We start from the raw sequence: 17,426 nt of genomic DNA on the forward strand, positions 1-17,426 counted from the left end.
TTTCGAGTTGATTCCGTTGTTTTCCTTTTGGCAGCATTGACTCCTCTTTTATAAGGGAGCTACGGCGTTGTAGTCGGATTGTACACCACCATCCTCGACAATGGGGCCATCATCGAGGATGCCACCAGTACCTACCCTTTCGGCGTTGTAATTAGACTGTACGCCACCATCGTTGACAATGGGCTCGTCATCGAGGATACCGCCAGTGTTTTTCCTTTCGGGGTTGTAGCCGGATTGCACGCCGCCGTCTTTGACGAGGGCTTCGCCGTCGTTGCTCCCCATCTTGGACATGTCGTGGGATTGGCCAGCATGCCCGTCGTCTGACATTCCGCCTTCATGGTGGTCTGCCATGACCATGCTGGAGAGTAGGGCCATTGCGCCCATCAGTGCTGCTGCTTTAATGACATGCATCATGGTGAACCTCGCATATATTAGTTGCTCTATCCATGTCGGGGGTTGTCCGCAACGGAGATACTCAACCTATAGTCGGATGGGATTACTGTGCGGTGATGGTGGTCATCACGAGGTTTCCGTCCATCTTGATCGGGCCGTCTTCCGAAGCGCCGAGCGTATACTCGAACACGCCGGTCTCCATGCCGCCTTCTTCGCTGTGAACCATCAACATCAGCTGATCGCCGGAACTGACGTCCTCGGTCAGCAATGCGGTGACGTCCATGTTCTCGCCCTTCTTGAGCGGGGCATGGCCGACCACGGGGCCTGGTTTCATGCTGTCGTCAGTTCGGTGTACTACCAACCAGCCATTGCTGTTCGCCATGACCTTCTCGGCGGACACCGAGCCATCTGCGGTAGACTGGTCATCGGCCCAGACTTGCGGATGCATGTCTGCTTGAGCGAGGGAAGCACCGGCGAGCAGAGCAGTGGATACGAATGCGCTTGCCATGAACTTGGTCATCATCATTCTCTCCTTGTATTCCGAAGCACGCCCTACCGATCAAAGGGTTTATGGAGGGCGTGTTCGTAGTTACGAGTGGAGAGCGCGCAAGGTTTCAAGTCAGCATTAAAAAAGTTATAGGTGTTGCGACCTCCCCCTTTGGTCGGTGGGATAGAGGTAGCCGTGGATTGCAGGGCCCGTCGGTTGGCCGGTAGGAGAGCCGCCCGGAGGTTCAATGCTGATGCCGAAGGTGGCCTGTTTAAGCAGGTCGGGATCGTAGTCGCGTAAGGCATCGGCATCCAGGCTGAGGTCGTCGTTCAGCACGCCCACAGAGCGAGGGTCAGGTCCGAGCTCGGCTGACTTGATCCACAGTTGATAGGTGCGATCCGGCAGTGGTTCCGCCGTCACCGGCTGTACGTTGAGCCGACGGTTGTCGAGGTCAACGGCGAGCATGAAGGCTGGCTGCTGGTCGTTCTGTGAAAATACGGCCACGAAAGGGGGCTGGGGCGGTGTCGAGTCGAACGGTACGACCAGCATGATGGCTAATGCCAGTGCTGCAGCGGAAGCGAACGCAGTACTCCAGCGCCAGAATCTAAGGCGACGATGCAGCCCGAGCAACTGCGTCGTGCTGCTTTCACTGGCGTCTTTTTCGGTCTCGAGTACCGCGATGCGGCGCTCGATCCGCTCTAGAAGATCCGGCCCCGGGGCTACATCTTGGATTTCGTTGCAAAGCGGGGCAAGACGAGCTTCCCAGGCTAGAATTTGTGCGTCCAGGTTAGAATCATGCTTCCGACGTTGGGCTGCCTCAGCACGCTCGTCGACCTCGAGGGTGCCCAGCACATATTCGGCGGCCAGCATATCGATGTCGTCGTGTCCAGTCATGACGCCAGGCACCCCTTGAGTTGCTTTAAGGCTCGGTGGAGCCAGGTCTTGACGGTATTCACCGGCTGTTCGAAATACGCAGCTAAATCAGCGCGCGACCAGCCATCCAGGTACGCCAAGCGCACCATGTTCTGGTGATTGGCTTCGAGTTCCTCCAAGCAGGCGTGCAGTTGCCGGGCATCTTGTTCGTGCTCAATGTGTTCGTGGGCGCCGGTCTCGTCAGCGGAAATCTGTGACAATACGTCCTCAGACTCATGAGGAGCCCTAGACTGGCGGCGCAATTCGTCGATGGCTGAATGGCGAGCGATGGCTACCATCCAGGTAATGGGGGAAGCCCGACTGGCTTTGAATTGTGCCGCCTTCTGCCAGATCGTGACGTAGACATCCTGGATGACATCGTCCGTTCGACTCCGCTCTTTCAAGATACGCAGCACCGTGCCATAGAGTTTCGCCGAGGTGGCCTCATACAGCTGGGCGAAGGCGGGACGATCGCTTTGGGCAACGAGCTGGAGCAGGTTGCGGAGGTGATCGTTGGGCGATGGCGTCGCGGGTGAGGTGTCGCCGCAATGCGTTGAAGAGGGCTGTGGGTTATCGGACATACCATCTTCCCTGTTGATGTCATCGAGCAAGCGCCATGCAAGGACAGACTAGCGTGTCGCCGCCGTGCAGGCCAATTCGGGGTCATGTGAGAGCATGGCGTGGAGGCTTTGAGCGCTGCAGGCCGATCCCCCCTTGCGCTCGATCCGCTTTCGCCACTGCGTGATCTGGTACTGCGTGGCCACGTCACGTCACGTCTCAGTCGTCACCCAGCTGACCAGCCAGCCCTCGTCTGCGCGTGTCACATCTACGTTCTCGTTCTCGCTGATCTCATCGATCAGTCGATCCCAGTCGTCGAGGTTGTCGCCCTCGGCTGGCTGGAGCTGGACCTGGCGTTTCTCCCGGCGGTTTGCCGCGGCGATCTCGGTTTGAATGCGCTGGCCGAGCAGCTCGTATGAGGTAGGGCGATGCTTCTTGGCCATGGTAGAGACTCCCTAGTTTGAGGCTGTGTAAATATACAGCATCGGCAGGAAGAGGGGGAGGGTGGCAAATGGTGGCGAGTAGCAGGTCGCTGATGAAGAGAAAAAGCGGGGTGTACCAATACTGTACCAACCCCTCATGAAGCCCGCGCTATGCGTGCTTTGTCGTCCAGTCCATCATAGGCGCGACGGAAAACCGGCGAGCCCTATCTGCGGCGTTATTTAACGACATATCAGCTAATTACCCTTCGTATCGGTATTCGTCCGATCACGTTCAATACCTCTAATACCGCCCAGAACCGACCTTGGTGTACCTTCCGCGCACGGAGTGTTTTGCGGTGCCTGGCTTCAACAGGCGGGGTGGTGCGCCATAGGCGATATGCCGGAAGCGCGGTGTTCAATGGCGGGTATTGTACGTAAGAAGGGCTATTCGGCCCAGACCAGGACGCTTTCGCCACTAAGGGGTAGGACGTGACCTGCTGGACCGCGTTGTCGCGTTTGAACGCCGATGCCGGTTGCTGTGTCGGTGACATGGGCCATGGGCTGGCGACCGGCTAGGGGCGTGGTCCGGGAATGTCACGCTCACTAGGTGTCGGTTTCTATACATTCATGTGGCTTGGCGTCAGGGGCTTCTGCTTAGATGTGTGCGGAAACGCTCGGCTGGTTCATGTGCCAAGGACGTCGGGCTCTCCCCGTCGTGACACTCCAGATACCTGCCGATCAAGGCATACCCAAGGCTATAGCCAGCCCACGGAGGCTGGTCGCCTTGACCAAAGAACCATGCTCCATGGCAATAGTTGGAGGTGTTCCAATATCGCTGCGCCTCTTTCTCGCAGATTGCCAGTTCTGCTGTGCTCAGTGCTCGCTCCCAAGGTTCGGGTGCAGAACCATAGAGCTGACGACTGAAGTGCCCCGCCAGTCCTTCGGATACTAGTGCCTCTCCGAGGGTTTCCCCGTATCCTGGGCCTTGCCAACGCATGACATGATGAAGTTCATGAGCCACCATCCGCTCAAACGGCTCACCCATGTTCCGGGCGAAATTCTCATTACCTGGATCGAGGGTGAGTTGCATCATGGTTCCTGTCGGGGCATAACCGGCGAAGCCCATAATATCGATGACTCGTCCAGGCCAGACCTGTACGACGATATCCAGGTTGATGGCCGTCGAAACCCGTTCCGCACGGTGACGTGCGGCTGATATTCCCTTGTCAATGCGGTCGAGCCAATCGTCCAGTTGGCCGCAAGCGTTGGCATAGTGCACGATCCATTGTGTCATTTTGCACTCCTTCACGCGGAGTAGTGAGAGGGTGATAGCGACGCAGGCGTGAGGAGGGGGATCGGCTGTGCTTTCCTTTCCGGGGCGCGAGATGTGGCTTGATCGTGAGCTGTCGCCGGATAGTGGCATGGAACATTCTTGTGCTGCGATGGTCATTGCAGTAACTTGGAAATGCTCACGTTTGCATCCTATTTTATCTTCTCTCCGGGTGATGCGTCTGTCTATGCGTCGTTTTGTCACTGCTTGTCTAGCCTTGCTGGTCTTCGGGGCCATGCTTTCAACTGCGCCTATGGGTGTGGGAGAGGTGCCGGCTGCGGACAAGGCGTTGGTAACCTTTTCGTGGGGGGATGTCTCTCCCGCGGCGTTGCTGCCAGATACAAGTGATGGGGATATCGACGAGCTTGCAGGCTCCGCCTTTCTCTCAGCGAGGATCACCCCTGCATCGAGCGTGGTGCCGCGGCCTTCCGCAGAAGTCCTGCACCATCGCGCGGCTCAGTCCATTCGGGCTCCGCCACAGTACCTCTGAATTCTTCTCTCCAACATCCTGGCTCTTCTCTGTATTAAGTTATGAGCCGCTTTTGAGAATGTCCCGCGCGCCTTGCCGACGTGGGTTCTATTCAGAGGTTTGCGAAATGAAATTCTTGCCCTTGTCACGACTCGATACCGCCGATCACCTGGTGACTCCCCAGGAGTTCTTCGACATTGAAAGAAGTTCTCCGGCTCTCAATCTGATGATGGACTTCCGGCAGTATCACCCTCATGCCATCAGTGCTTCGATGCCGGCACTCTGGGCTGCCAGCCTGATGGAGACTGAACAGGTGGATTGCAAGCTGGTGGTCGATCGCCAACGGGAATTCATCGGCCTGTTGACCCAGGAGCGCCTCTCGGAGCAGAGCCTGATTGCTGCCCAGGCGAAGTTCGGCATTGACCGCAAGAGCCTGACCGTTACCGACTTGATGCTGCCTCGTTCTGCCATGCCGGCACTGGACTACGACGACCTGGTGAGAGCTACCGTGGCGGATCTGGTGGCGACGCTGCGTGAGGCGGGCGAGCCCTATTGCCTGGTGCGGGATAACACGCAGCGGCAGATCCGAGGGTTGATCTCCGTGAGGGAGCTGTCCGCTCGCCTGCATCAGCAGGTGTCACTCAAGCCCCAGGCCTCTGTGCTCAACGTGCTGAATGCGCATGGTTGATAGAAATGCTCTTCCGAGCCATATGAGCGGGCTTTCCCGAGCCCGCTCTGGCATCTCTTGCCGTTACCCGATGCGAGATAGGGCGAGTAAACTGAATAACGCGCTTCAATGTATCGGAAGAGACGAGGTGGAGTGATAGTCTGACCGCTCATCCTCGGGTCGAGGGAGCGTTCATGAATGGATGGCATCGAGTCATGGCGAGCATCATGCTGTCGCTGTTGGCGGGGTGTGGCAATGGCGAAGAGCAGGGGAATGACTCTGCCGAACGGCTTGGTGGGGTGGCCCAGCCAGAAGAGGAGCGAGACACCGAGCCCGCGTCCGAGCTGGAGCCCTTCGATCAGGATGTTGCTCTTGGGGTGTCGGTACGGTTGGATGAAACGAGTCGATTGCGGGTCGAGGGTACGACCAATCTGCCGCCGGATACCCGATTGCGTGTGATGGCCCAGCGAAATGCCAGTGGGGTGAGTTGGCGAGAGAGCGTCGTGGTCGAGGAGGGCGGTTTCGCCGCAGGCCCATTCGGGCCAGGAAGTGGCCTACCGGAAGGTGCTTATCGCATTCGTGTGACAATGCCGCCGATCAGTGTTCAGCCCGTTTCCGTGCAGTCTCGTCTGGGGCGGCAGGGGGAGCACCTTGGAGGGCCTTTGGTTGTGGGTACGAAGCATGGCCAGGGGCGGGTCATCGAAGCCCAGTGGTCGTTGCGCATCGTGCCGGGCGTTGGTGTCCAGATGTCGCCATGACGTCCAGTTCCGGGCCTTGTGAATGCCCCGGTGGATGTGTGCTGCCGGGTGTTGGCCAGGTGCGTATAATGTGGCCAATCGCCCTGATGGCAGGGGCTACTTTTCACCGACCGGACCTAGGACGACATGACCGTACGTACTCGTATCGCGCCATCTCCCACCGGGGATCCCCATGTAGGCACGGCCTATATTGCCCTGTTCAACCTTTGTTTCGCTCGTCAGCACGGCGGCCAGTTCATTCTGCGCATCGAGGATACCGACCGCCTGCGATCCACGACGGAGTCCGAGCAGATGATCCTGGACTCTCTGCGCTGGCTGGGGCTCGAGTGGGATGAAGGGCCGGATGTGGGAGGCCCTCATGGCCCCTATCGGCAGAGTGAACGCGGCGATATCTATGCCGAGTATGCCCGGCAGTTGCTCGATGCCGGGCATGCCTTCAAGTGTTATCGCACCAGTGAAGAGTTGGATGAGCTGCGCGAGGAGCGCAAGGCAGCCGGCCAGCACCTGGCGTTGAAGCCTGATGACTTGGCCTTGCCCGAAGCAGAGGTCGCGCGTCGCGAGCGTGAGGGATGGCCCCACGTGGTACGCATGAAGGTACCGACCGATGGCACCTGCGTGGTCGAGGACATGTTGCGCGGTACCATCGAAGTGGACTGGGCGCAGGTGGATGCGCAGATTCTGCTCAAATCCGATGGCATGCCGACCTATCATCTGGCCAATGTGGTCGACGATCATCTAATGGGGATCACGCATGTGCTGCGTGGCGAGGAGTGGATCAACTCGGCGCCCAAGCATCAGTTGCTCTATGAGTACTTCGGCTGGCCGATGCCGGCGTTGTGCCACATGCCGCTGCTGCGCAATCCGGACAAGTCCAAGCTTTCCAAGCGCAAGAATCCCACCTCGATCAACTACTATCGCCGCATGGGCTTTCTGCCCCAGGCCGTGGCCAACTATCTGGGGCGTATGGGCTGGTCAATGCCCGACGAGCGGGAGAAGTTCTCTCTCGACGAGATGATGGCGCATTTCGATATCCAGCGTGTTTCGCTGGGTGGGCCGGTCTTCGACCTGCAGAAATTGACCTGGCTCAATGGCCTCTACATTCGTGAGGATCTCGATGACGATGCGCTGCTGGAGGCACTGAAGGAGTGGGCCTTCAACGAAGCTTATGTGCGCGAGATTCTGCCTCAGGTACGCCCTCGGGTGGAGACCTTGTCTGAAGTGATGCCGCTGGCCGGACATTTCTTCTCCGGACTGCCGGCGATCGATGAAGAGAGCTTCGCTAAGGTCAAGCTAGAACGTGAGCCCTTGCTCAAGCTGTTGCAGTTTTTGGTCTGGCGTTTCGAGGTCGTTCCGGCCTGGAACAAGGAGGCGCTGCTCGGTGAGGTGAAGGCATTGTCCGCTCACTTCGAGCTTAAGATGAAGGATTTCCTGGCGCCGGTGTTTATCGCCGTTACGGGTTCGTCCTCGAGTACCTCGGTCATGGACGCCATGGCTATCCTGGGATCCGACATGACGCGTGCGCGCTTGCGCCATGCCATCGAGGTGCTGGGTGGCGTCTCCAAGAAGCAGGCCAAGCGCTTCGAAAAGGAATTCCGCGAACTCTAATGTCATAGGAAAACGCTGAAGTTCCGTCGCGAGCGACGGTAGACTGGTCGCCGCCGCAGCGCAGCGCCCGGAGTGTACCTGCTACATGAGGAGCGCGAGTACCGCCGGCGGCCAGGATATCGAGCGCAGCAGGAAATTCTCGTTTTCCCGTTGACGAAGATGGGGCGTGTGGGTAATATACGCACCGTCTTCACGAGATGCGGGGCCTTAGCTCAGCTGGGAGAGCGCAACACTGGCAGTGTTGAGGTCAGCGGTTCGATCCCGCTAGGCTCCACCAGTATCTCACTTCGAAGTCGATGCGTCCCATTCGTCTAGTGGTCTAGGACACCGCCCTTTCACGGCGGTAACAGGGGTTCGAACCCCCTATGGGACGCCACTCTTTCTTTTGCTTCTCTATCCAGAAATCCCCTTCTCTGCTTGGTGACGCTGGGCCTTGTTGTGTCCATTCGTGTCGATACTCGGCATGCGTATGTGTCTCACTCAATGCTTCTAAAGCCTGATTTCAGGCTTGACTTGTCCACGTCTCCCGTTCTCGCCGCTTGGCAGTCAGTATGACTCGCCGCTAGCCCGCATGGTGCTGGGCTTCTCTTGAAAAATGTTTAAAATCAATTGCTTATCATCGGGTCAAAAATTGATCAATTTAAGAGCGGGCCGCTGTTCATGGCGATTCAGGGACGTTTTGGAAAGGTTTTGAACAGGGTTATCCACAGAATGTGTGGAAAAGGCTTCAGGGGTGCTGGAGGGCGCCGAGCAGGAGGATAGCGGGGTGTTGTTCCTCCTGCTTAGAGCGGTATCAGTGTTCAGTCAAAGGCGCGTAGTCGGCGCAGCAGGGCGGAGGTATCCCAACGTCCACCGCCCATAGCCTGAAGGTCAGCGTAGAACTGATCCACGAGGGCGGTGACGGGAAGACGGGCCTGGAGGTGGCGTGCTTGTTCCAGGCAGATCGCCAGGTCCTTACGCATCCAGTCGATGGCGAAACCGTGGTCATATTCGTCGTCGATCATGGTGCGATGGCGATTCTCCATTTGCCAGGAGCCTGCCGCGCCTTGCGAGATCACCTCGACGACCCTGGATGGGTCAAGCCCGGCGCGTTCGGCGAAGTGCAGCCCTTCCGAGAGCCCCTGGACCAGGCCGGCAATGCAGATCTGGTTGACCATCTTGGTCAGTTGGCCGCTGCCGGCCGGCCCCATCAGGTTCACGGCACGCGCATACTTAGCGAGCAAGGGCTCGACCCGTGTGAAGTCGGCCTGGCTACCGCCGCACATGATGGTCAGGGCGCCATTCTCGGCGCCTTGCTGGCCACCGGAAACCGGAGCATCGAGAAAGCCGATAGCGCGTTCGCGGCAGGCCGTGTCGAGGGATTCGGCCAGGCTGGCGGATGCCGTGGTGTGGTCGACCAGCAGACTGCCCGCCTGCATGCTGTGCAGGGCGCCGTCGTCGCCAAGAGTGACCTCTTTCACGTCATCGTCGTTGCCCACGCAGAGCAGTACCAGGTCGGCCTGTTTCGCGGCCTGGCGCGGTGTCGCATGGTGATGGCCGCCGTGGCGTTCGACCCAGTCTTCGGCCTTGGCGGTCGTGCGGTTGTAGACGTGGATCTCCAGGCCGGCTCTGGCCAGGTGGCCGGCCATGGGGTAGCCCATCACGCCGAGGCCGATGAAGGCGATGCGGTTGATTGTCTGGCTCATGTGTTGCTCCCGAGTGCAGGGGGGGAGTGATTGGTTGTCGGCGATACCGCCGAAGACGAAAAAGGCCACCGCGAGGGTGGCCTTTTCTGTACTGGGTTCACATCGTCGGCGAACGATCAGTCGGTGGGGTAGTCGCGCTTGTCGTGCCCCACGTAGAGCTGGCGCGGACGGCCGATCTTGTAGCTGTCGCTGATCATCTCGTGCCAGTGGGAAATCCAGCCGATGGTGCGTGACACGGCGAAGATCACGGTGAACATGTTCTTCGGAATGCCCATGGCCTTGAGGATGATGCCTGAATAGAAATCGACGTTCGGGTACAGCTTGCGCTCGATGAAGTACTCGTCTTCCAGGGCGATCTGCTCGAGGCGCTTGGCGATCTTGAGCTGTGGATCGTCGGCGCGGCCGAGTTGTTCCAGTACCTCGTCGCAGGTCTCTTTCATGACCTTGGCGCGCGGATCGAAGTTGCGATAGACCCGGTGGCCGAAGCCCATTAGCTTGAAGGGGTCATCCTTGTCCTTGGCGCGGTCGATGAAGCGCTGGATGTTTTCCTCGCTCTCGTCGCCGATCTCGTCGAGCATGTTCAGCACCGCCTCGTTGGCGCCGCCGTGGGCCGGGCCCCAAAGGGCGGCAATGCCGGCGCTGATGCAGGCGAAGGGGTTGGCGCCGGTGGAGCCGGCCAGGCGTACCGTGGAGGTGGAGGCGTTCTGCTCATGGTCGGCATGGAGCATGAAGATGCGATCCATGGCCTTGGCGTACACCGGGTTGATCTTGTATTCCTCGCAGGGGTTGCTGAACATCATGTAGAGGAAGTTCTCTGCATAATTCAGGTTGTTGCGAGGATAGTTGAAGGGCTGGCCGACGTTGTACTTGTAGGACATCGCCGCGAGTGTTGGCATCTTGGCGATCAGGCGGATGGCGCTGATCTCGCGATCTTCCTGCTTGGTGATGTCCAGGTGGTCGTGATAGAAGGCTGCCAGGCCGCCGACCACGCCGCACAGGACCGACATCGGATGGGCGTCGCGGCGGAAGCCCTTGAAGAAGTTGGCCAGCTGCTCGTGCACCATGGTGTGCGAGGTGACGCGGTTCGCGAAGTCTTTATATTCGGCCTTGCTCGGCAGTTCGCCGAACATCAGCAGATAGGACAGTTCGACGAAGTCGGAATGCTTGGCCAGTTGATCGATGGGATAGCCACGGTGGAGCAGCATGCCCTTGCCGCCATCGATGTAGGTGATGGCGGACTGGCACGAGGAGGTCGCCATGAAACCAGGATCGTAGGTGAAGAGACCTTCCGCGCCCAGGCCGCGAACGTCGACCACGTCCGGCCCAAGGGTGCCGGAGTAGATCGGCAGCTCGATCGCCTTGTCCAGGCCCTCTACCGTCAAAGTCGCTTTCCTGTCAGCCATGATGGCCTCCTCTGCGTGTTCATGATGAGCCGATAAGTCCTTATCTCGCAGAACTTGCCGGCAAAAAGGTTTGCCCACTATAGAAGCGTGCTCACGATTGTCAATTGGCCTATTGGCGCCATTAGTTCTACCGATTTATCAGTACTGTATGGTCTTTGTACATGAAATGGTGCTTCGCACCATGCATGACGCGGTCTTCGTGTCGGCGGTGAGGGAGGGGAGGTGGCGCGGCGAAGCCGCCGATTTTTTCCGCCTTGATGCTCCACTCTATAGGCGTGTGGGCCGAGGGCTAATTTGTCAGAGGCCGGGGCATGACCCTATAATCTTGTCCCGCGACTGGCAGGAAACGGCAATCGTGACCGCGTCGGTCACGATTGCCCCTTCCCGAAACCACCGCCCGCTTCGGGGCATGCCCAAGTGCCCAGCGGCGGGCCAAGAGAGTGTGTATAGAGCCGTGAATAGCAAACGACCCGTAAACCTGGATCTGTCCACGATACAGTTCCCCCTCCCCGCCTTGACGTCCATTGTGCACCGCATTACCGGCGTCATCCTCTTCATTGGCTTGATCTTCGGCTTCTGGGCGCTGGATGCGTCGCTGTCGTCGGCTGAAGGCTTCGCGAGCGTGCAGGACGCCCTGGCTCACAACTTCCTGGCGAAGTTGATTGCCTGGGGGCTGCTGTCCGCGCTGGCCTTCCACTTCGTGGCTGGCATCAAGCACCTGCTGATGGATATCGATATCGGCGTGACCCTCGAGGGGGGCGTCAAGAAGGCGCAAATCACCGTGGCGGTGAGTGCGGTCCTGATCATTCTGGCGGGAGTCTGGGTATGGTAACCAACATCACGAACCTCGGGCGCAGCGGGCTTTCCGACTGGCTCGTACAACGTGCCTCGGCCATCGTCCTGGCTCTCTATACACTCTTCATCGTCGGCTACCTGCTGTTTTCCCCGGGGCTGGATTACGCCACCTGGAGCGGCCTGTTCGCCCAGACCTGGATGCGGATCTTCTCGCTACTGGCCTTTGTGTCGCTGTCGGCTCATGCCTGGGTTGGTCTGTGGACCGTGACCACTGACTACCTCAAGCCGACCGGCATCCGTATTGCCGCCCAGTCCATCATCATCCTGGCCATCTTCGTGTTCCTGGTCTGGGGCATTCAAGTTCTGTGGGGAGCCTGATCCATGTCCAACATGCGTAGTCTGACATTCGACGCCATCATCATCGGCGGTGGCGGTTCCGGCATGCGGGCCGCCCTGGAGCTGGCCAAGTCCGGCAAGAAGACCGCCGTGCTGTCCAAGGTCTTTCCGACCCGTTCGCACACCGTGTCCGCCCAGGGGGGTATTACTTGCGCCATCGCCTCGGCCGACCCCGATGACGACTGGCGCTGGCATATGTATGACACCGTCAAAGGCGGCGATTACATCACCGACCAGGAAGCGGCCGAGTACATGTGTTCCGAGGGTCCCAAGGCGGTCTTCGAGCTCGAGCACATGGGGCTGCCATTCTCGCGTTTCGAGAATGGACGCATCTACCAGCGTCCCTTTGGTGGTCAGTCCAAGGATTTCGGCAAGGGCGGGCAGGCGGCCCGGACCTGTGCGGCGGCTGACCGTACCGGCCACGCGCTGCTGCATACCCTTTACCAGAATAACCTGAAGAACCAGACCACCTTCCTCAATGAGTGGTATGCCGTCGATCTGGTCAAGAACGCCAACGGTGACGTGGTGGGCTGCATCGCCATGGATATCGAGACCGGCGAAGTGGTGCACGTCAAGGCCAAGGCCACCGTGCTGGCAACCGGTGGTTCCGGTCGCATCTACTCGTCCACAACCAACGCTCTGATCAATACCGGCGACGGTATCGGCATGGCGCTGCGTGCCGGCATTCCGATGCAGGACATGGAAATGTGGCAGTTCCATCCCACCGGCATCTATGGCGCTGGCGTGCTGGTCACCGAGGGTTGCCGTGGCGAGGGTGGTTATCTGGTCAACAAGGACGGTGAGCGCTTCATGGAGCGCTACGCTCCCAACGCCAAGGACCTGGCCGGTCGCGACGTGGTGGCGCGTTCTATGGTCATGGAAATCCTCGAGGGGCGCGGTTGCGGCGAGAACGGCGATCACGTCTACCTCAAGCTCGACCACCTCGGCGAGGAAGTGCTTGGCAAGCGCCTGCCCGGCATTGTCGAGCTGTCCAAGACCTTCGCCCATGTGGATCCGGCCAAGGAGCCGATTCCGGTGGTACCGACCTGCCACTACATGATGGGGGGCGTGGCCACCAATGTGCATGGCCAGGCCATCGCCCAGGATGCTGATGGCAACGATCATATCGTCAATGGTCTGTACGCGGTGGGCGAGGCGGCGTGTGTCTCTGTGCATGGTGCCAATCGTCTGGGTGGTAACTCGCTGCTCGATCTGGTGGTGTTCGGTCGTGCCGCCGGCATGTTCATCGAGAGCGCCCTCAATGAAGGGATCGACTATCTGGCGGCCAGCGACGATGACATTGAAGCTGCCATGCGCCGGATCAATCGCTGGAACGAGTCCGAGGACGGCGAGAGCGTGCCCGAACTCAAGCGTGCGCTGCAGGAGATCATGCAAAGCGATTTCGGCGTCTTCCGCCAGGAAGACAACATGCAGAAGGGCGTGCAGCAATTGGCCGAACTGCGTGAGCGCATCGCCAATGCCTATCTGCCGGACAAGTCGAATGCCTTCAACACCGCGCGTGTCGAGGCGCTGGAACTGGATAACCTGATGGAGGTCGCCGAGGCCACCGCCATCGCTGCCCTGGAGCGCAAGGAGAGCCGTGGCGCGCATTCCCGCTACGACTATCCGGATCGCGACGACGCCAACTGGCTGAAGCATTCGATGTACTTCCCGGCGGAGAAGCGTCTGGGGCAGCGCGAGGTCAATTTCGCGCCCAAGACCGTCGACATGTTCGAGCCGAAAGTTCGCACCTACTAAGGGGGAGTCACGATGTCCACGCTTCAGGTATCTCTGTACCGCTACAACCCGGAAACGGACTCTGCTCCCTACATGGAAGAGTTCCAGATCGACACTCAGGGCCGTGACATCATGGTCCTGGATGTTCTGCACATGGTGAAGGAGCAGGATAGTGGCCTGGCCTTTCGCCGTAGCTGCCGTGAAGGAGTTTGCGGCTCCGACGGCATGAACATGAACGGCAAGAATGGCCTGGCCTGCATCACGCCGCTGTCCGAGGTGGTCAAGAAGGGCAAGCTGACGCTGCGTCCGCTGCCCGGCCTGCCGGTGATTCGCGATCTGGTGGTCGACATGGGGCTGTTCTACAAGCAGTACGAGCGCATTCAGCCGTACTTGCAGAACGAGACCCCGGCGCCGGCCATCGAGCGGCTGCAATCACCGGAGGAGCGCGACAAGCTCGACGGTCTCTACGAGTGCATCCTGTGTGCCTGCTGCTCGACCTCTTGCCCGTCGTTCTGGTGGAATCCGGACAAGTTCGTCGGCCCGGCCGGTCTACTGCAGGCCTACCGCTTCCTGGCGGATTCCCGCGACGAGGCCACGCGCGAGCGCCTGTCCGAACTCGAGGATCCGTTCAGCGTGTTCCGCTGCCGGGGTATCATGAATTGCGTTGCGGTCTGCCCGAAGGGACTCAACCCGACACGCGCCATCGGCAAGATCCGTGAGATGTTGCTGGCCAATGCCACTTAAATGATGGCTCGCGGCTTGTTATCATACTCACCGGCCCTGAGTTGCGGCGCATCGTCGCAACCCTGACCCGGTGATTCGTTGAAAGCCGGTGCCCTGTGCACCGGCTTTCGACCATCGAAATCAAGGGCGGGTCCACCATCGGTGGCCGCCACCGATGTCGTCACGGATGAGCCGTGCGACGCCGATACCACCCCATCAGTGCAGGGTGACCGAGAGATGCAACAAGGCATAATGGAGTTGATGTGGCGCTCCTCGCACGTTAGTGGTAGTAACGTCCACTACGTGGAAGCGCTCTACGAGCAGTATCTGGATGATCCCGCGGCCGTTCCTGATGAATGGCGAGAGTACTTCGATACACTGCCTAGGCTCGATGGCAGCGCCGCCCCCGACGTTCCGCTTGCCCCTACCCGCGAACAGTTCTATCAGCTAGGTCAGCAGCGACGCACCGCTCAGGCCGCCTCGCCCGACAGCGGCGAGAACAAGAAGCAGGTCAAGGTCCTGCAGCTGATCAACGCCTACCGTGTTCGCGGACACCAGAAGGCCGATATCGACCCCCTGGGCCTGCGCAGTCCGACGCCCGTTCCCGATCTCGACCTTTCCTTCCATCAGCTCTCCAAGTCCGACCTGGACACCGAATTCCAGACCGGCTCGTTCTTTCTGGGCGCCGACAAGGCACCGCTGAAGGAGATCGTCGAGGCGCTGCAGCAGACCTACTGTCGCAGTATCGGCTGCGAGATCATGCATATCGTCGACACCGAGGAGAAGCGCTGGCTGCAGCAGCGCTTCGAGTCGGTGCGCAGCGCACCGAAGTTCAGTGAAGATGTGCGCAAGCATGTGCTGGAGCGTCTGACCGCCGCCGAAGGACTGGAAAGCTACCTGGCCTCCAAGTATCCGGGGACCAAGCGTTTCGGTCTGGAAGGGGGGGAGTCCTTCATCCCCATGATGGACGAGCTGATCCAGCGCAGTGGCGGCTACGGCACCAAGGAAGTTGTCATCGGCATGGCCCACCGTGGCCGTCTCAACATGCTGGTCAACATCCTCGGCAAGAACCCCTCCGAACTGATCGACGAGTTCGACGGCAAGAAGGTGGTCGAGCGTGGCTCCGGCGACGTCAAGTATCACCAGGGGTTCAGTTCCAACGTCATGACGCCGGGAGGCGAGGTCCACCTGGCGCTGTCGTTCAACCCGTCGCATCTGGAGATCGTCGCGCCGGTGGTCGAAGGCTCTGTACGGGCCCGCCAGGATCGCCGCAACGACCCGGATGGCGGCAAGGTGCTGCCGGTCAACGTGCACGGTGATGCCGCCTTCGCCGGTCAGGGCGTGGTCATGGAGACGTTCCAGATGTCCCAGACCCGCGCCTACGAGACCGGTGGCACGATACATATCGTGATCAACAACCAGGTGGGGTTCACGACCTCGCATCCCCGCGACTCGCGTTCCACCGAGTACTGCACCGATATCGCCAAGATGGTCCAGGCGCCGATCTTCCACGTCAACGGCGACGACCCGGATGCCGTGCTGCATGTGACCCAGGTGGCGCTGGACTACCGCCAGCAGTTCAAGAAGGACGTGGTCATCGACCTGGTCTGCTATCGTCGACGCGGCCACAATGAGGCCGACGAGCCTTCCGGCACCCAGCCGATGATGTATAGCAAGATCAAGGACCACGCCTCCTCGCGCGCCCTGTACGCCAAGCGCCTGGTGGGTGAAGGCTTGCTCTCCGAAGATGAGATCAAGTCGATGGTCGAGACCTACCGAGACGACCTAGTGGCCGGCAACCATGTAGCCAATGCCCTGGTCCAGCAACCCAACACCGCCCTGTTCGTCGATTGGAAGCCTTATCTCGGCCACGAATGGTCCGGCTATACCGACACCAGCATCGACCTGAAGCGCCTGCAGCGGCTGGCGGCGAAGATGTGCACGATCCCCGATGGTGTCGCTGTCCAGCGGCAGGTCGCCAAGATCTACGACGACCGTCGCAAAATGCAGGCCGGTGGCATGGCGGTCAACTGGGGCTTCGCCGAAACACTGGCCTATGCCACGCTGCTGGATGAGGGGCATCCGGTTCGCCTGACCGGTCAGGACAGCGGTCGCGGAACCTTCTCCCACCGCCATGCGGTCATACACAACCAGAACGATGGCACGACCTATGTGCCATTGCAGCATATCGCCGAAGGGCAGCCGGCCTTCACCATCCACGACTCCTTCCTCTCGGAAGAAGCCGTACTGGCGTTCGAATACGGCTACTCCACCACCGCGCCCAATGATCTGGTGATCTGGGAAGCCCAGTTCGGCGATTTCTTCAACGGCGCCCAGGTAGTGGTCGACCAGTTCATCTCGTCCGGCGAGACCAAGTGGGAGCGGCTGTGTGGCCTGACCATGCTGTTGCCCCATGGCTACGAAGGGCAGGGGCCCGAGCACTCATCGGCGCGTCTGGAGCGCTTCCTGCAACTGTGTGCCGAGCACAACATGCAGGTCTGCGTGCCCACCACGCCGGCACAGATCTATCACCTGCTGCGTCGCCAGGTCATCCGCAAGCTGCGCAAGCCGCTGATAGTGATGTCGCCCAAGAGCCTGCTGCGCCACAAGGAAGCAACATCGGACCTCGACGAGCTGGCCAATGGCCACTTCCAGATGGTGTTGCCCGACCAGGGCAAGCGCGATGCCGCCAAGGTGGAACGTATCATCATGTGTGCCGGCAAGGTCTATTACGACCTGGCCAATTGGCGCGAGGAAAATGCCCGTGACGATGTGGCCATCCTGCGGCTCGAACAGCTCTATCCCTTCCCCGAGGAGGAGCTCTTCGAGGCGATCAAGGACTACACCAACGTCAACGAGGTGGTGTGGTGTCAGGAAGAGCCGTTGAATCAGGGCGCCTGGTACCCCAGTCAGCATCATATGCGGATCGCTGTCGAGCGCCTGAAAGCCGGGCTGGGTGGACGGCTCAAATTCGCCGGTCGGCCGGCTTCTGCCGCCCCCGCCGCGGGCTATATGTCCGTGCATACCGAACAGCAGCGCCAGTTGGTGGAAGACGCCTTCAACCTGTAAGGCGACCCACCAGGACG

General features: G+C 59.8%; 16 protein-coding genes and 2 tRNA genes. 10 read left to right on the forward strand and 8 right to left on the reverse strand.

Translation table 11 applies throughout. From position 1 onward, the window contains the following. Positions 1-48: 48 nt before the first annotated feature. The 6 genes from FZZ93_RS05880 to FZZ93_RS05905 all read right to left on the reverse strand — a co-directional run bounded on the left by FZZ93_RS05880 (position 49) and on the right by FZZ93_RS05905 (position 4,066). Entirely contained in the window at positions 49-414 is a 366-nt protein-coding gene (locus FZZ93_RS05880; protein ID WP_149321404.1) for a hypothetical protein, read from the reverse strand. 82 nt (positions 415-496) lie between these two features. Then, positions 497-916, reverse strand: a complete 420-nt coding sequence (locus FZZ93_RS05885) for a DUF7282 domain-containing protein (RefSeq protein WP_064702560.1) — start codon at positions 914-916, stop codon at positions 497-499. Between the two features lie 111 nt (positions 917-1,027). Further along, positions 1,028-1,774: an anti-sigma factor gene (locus FZZ93_RS05890; protein ID WP_149321405.1), complete on the reverse strand. Its 747-nt coding sequence runs from the start codon at positions 1,772-1,774 to the stop codon at positions 1,028-1,030. Then, entirely contained in the window at positions 1,771-2,373 is a 603-nt protein-coding gene (locus FZZ93_RS05895; protein ID WP_149321406.1) for a sigma-70 family RNA polymerase sigma factor, read from the reverse strand. Before FZZ93_RS05895 ends, FZZ93_RS05890 begins: the two co-directional genes overlap by 4 nt. A 189-nt stretch (positions 2,374-2,562) precedes the next feature. Next, a complete protein-coding gene (locus tag FZZ93_RS05900) occupies positions 2,563-2,793 on the reverse strand; it encodes a DUF1654 domain-containing protein (RefSeq protein WP_149321407.1) in 231 nt (76 codons plus the stop codon). Positions 2,794-3,412: 619 nt separating this feature from the next. After that, positions 3,413-4,066 carry a DUF2268 domain-containing putative Zn-dependent protease gene (locus FZZ93_RS05905; protein WP_187774474.1) on the reverse strand — a complete coding sequence of 218 codons (654 nt, stop codon included), beginning with the start codon at positions 4,064-4,066 and terminating at the stop codon, positions 3,413-3,415. Between the two features lie 632 nt (positions 4,067-4,698). Here FZZ93_RS05905 and FZZ93_RS05910 point away from each other — a divergent pair. From FZZ93_RS05910 to FZZ93_RS05930, 5 genes are all read left to right on the forward strand, one after another. Continuing rightward, positions 4,699-5,259 (forward strand): CBS domain-containing protein, encoded by a 561-nt coding sequence (locus FZZ93_RS05910; protein WP_149321409.1) that lies wholly within the window; start codon positions 4,699-4,701, stop codon positions 5,257-5,259. 173 nt (positions 5,260-5,432) lie between these two features. Then, complete coding sequence (locus FZZ93_RS05915) at positions 5,433-5,996, forward strand: hypothetical protein (RefSeq protein ID WP_149321410.1); 564 nt, start codon at positions 5,433-5,435, stop codon at positions 5,994-5,996. Between the two features lie 126 nt (positions 5,997-6,122). Next, a complete protein-coding gene (gltX, locus tag FZZ93_RS05920) occupies positions 6,123-7,601 on the forward strand; it encodes a glutamate--tRNA ligase (protein ID WP_149321411.1) in 1,479 nt (492 codons plus the stop codon). Between the two features lie 201 nt (positions 7,602-7,802). After that, positions 7,803-7,878 (forward strand) — tRNA-Ala (locus tag FZZ93_RS05925). A gap of 23 nt (positions 7,879-7,901) precedes the next feature. After that, a tRNA-Glu gene (locus tag FZZ93_RS05930) sits at positions 7,902-7,977 on the forward strand. A 424-nt stretch (positions 7,978-8,401) separates the two neighbouring features. Here the strand turns inward: FZZ93_RS05930 and FZZ93_RS05935 are convergent. Both FZZ93_RS05935 and gltA read right to left on the reverse strand, forming a co-directional pair. Beyond that, positions 8,402-9,286 (reverse strand): NAD(P)-dependent oxidoreductase, encoded by an 885-nt coding sequence (locus FZZ93_RS05935; RefSeq protein ID WP_187774475.1) that lies wholly within the window; start codon positions 9,284-9,286, stop codon positions 8,402-8,404. Between the two features lie 116 nt (positions 9,287-9,402). Beyond that, positions 9,403-10,689: a citrate synthase gene (gene gltA, locus FZZ93_RS05940; RefSeq protein WP_149321412.1), complete on the reverse strand. Its 1,287-nt coding sequence runs from the start codon at positions 10,687-10,689 to the stop codon at positions 9,403-9,405. Positions 10,690-11,143: 454 nt separating this feature from the next. Between gltA and sdhC the strand changes: the two genes are divergently transcribed. The 5 genes from sdhC to FZZ93_RS05965 all read left to right on the forward strand — a co-directional run bounded on the left by sdhC (position 11,144) and on the right by FZZ93_RS05965 (position 17,409). After that, on the forward strand, positions 11,144-11,521 hold the full coding sequence (gene sdhC, locus FZZ93_RS05945) for a succinate dehydrogenase, cytochrome b556 subunit (RefSeq protein WP_223111772.1): 378 nt from the start codon (positions 11,144-11,146) through the stop codon (positions 11,519-11,521). Then, complete coding sequence (gene sdhD, locus FZZ93_RS05950) at positions 11,515-11,862, forward strand: succinate dehydrogenase, hydrophobic membrane anchor protein (protein ID WP_149321414.1); 348 nt, start codon at positions 11,515-11,517, stop codon at positions 11,860-11,862. Before sdhC ends, sdhD begins: the two co-directional genes overlap by 7 nt. A 3-nt stretch (positions 11,863-11,865) precedes the next feature. Further along, positions 11,866-13,638, forward strand: coding sequence for a succinate dehydrogenase flavoprotein subunit (gene sdhA / locus FZZ93_RS05955; RefSeq protein ID WP_149321415.1), 1,773 nt, complete (start codon positions 11,866-11,868; stop codon positions 13,636-13,638). A 12-nt stretch (positions 13,639-13,650) separates the two neighbouring features. Continuing rightward, the gene (locus FZZ93_RS05960; protein WP_149321416.1) at positions 13,651-14,361 is read left to right on the forward strand and encodes a succinate dehydrogenase iron-sulfur subunit; all 711 of its coding nucleotides are present in this window, start codon (positions 13,651-13,653) and stop codon (positions 14,359-14,361) included. Positions 14,362-14,577: 216 nt separating this feature from the next. Next, positions 14,578-17,409: a 2-oxoglutarate dehydrogenase E1 component gene (locus FZZ93_RS05965; RefSeq protein ID WP_149321417.1), complete on the forward strand. Its 2,832-nt coding sequence runs from the start codon at positions 14,578-14,580 to the stop codon at positions 17,407-17,409. Positions 17,410-17,426: the final 17 nt, after the last annotated feature.

It is taken from the genome of Halomonas eurihalina (assembly GCF_008274785.1).
In the GTDB taxonomy this organism is placed as follows: domain Bacteria; phylum Pseudomonadota; class Gammaproteobacteria; order Pseudomonadales; family Halomonadaceae; genus Halomonas; species Halomonas eurihalina.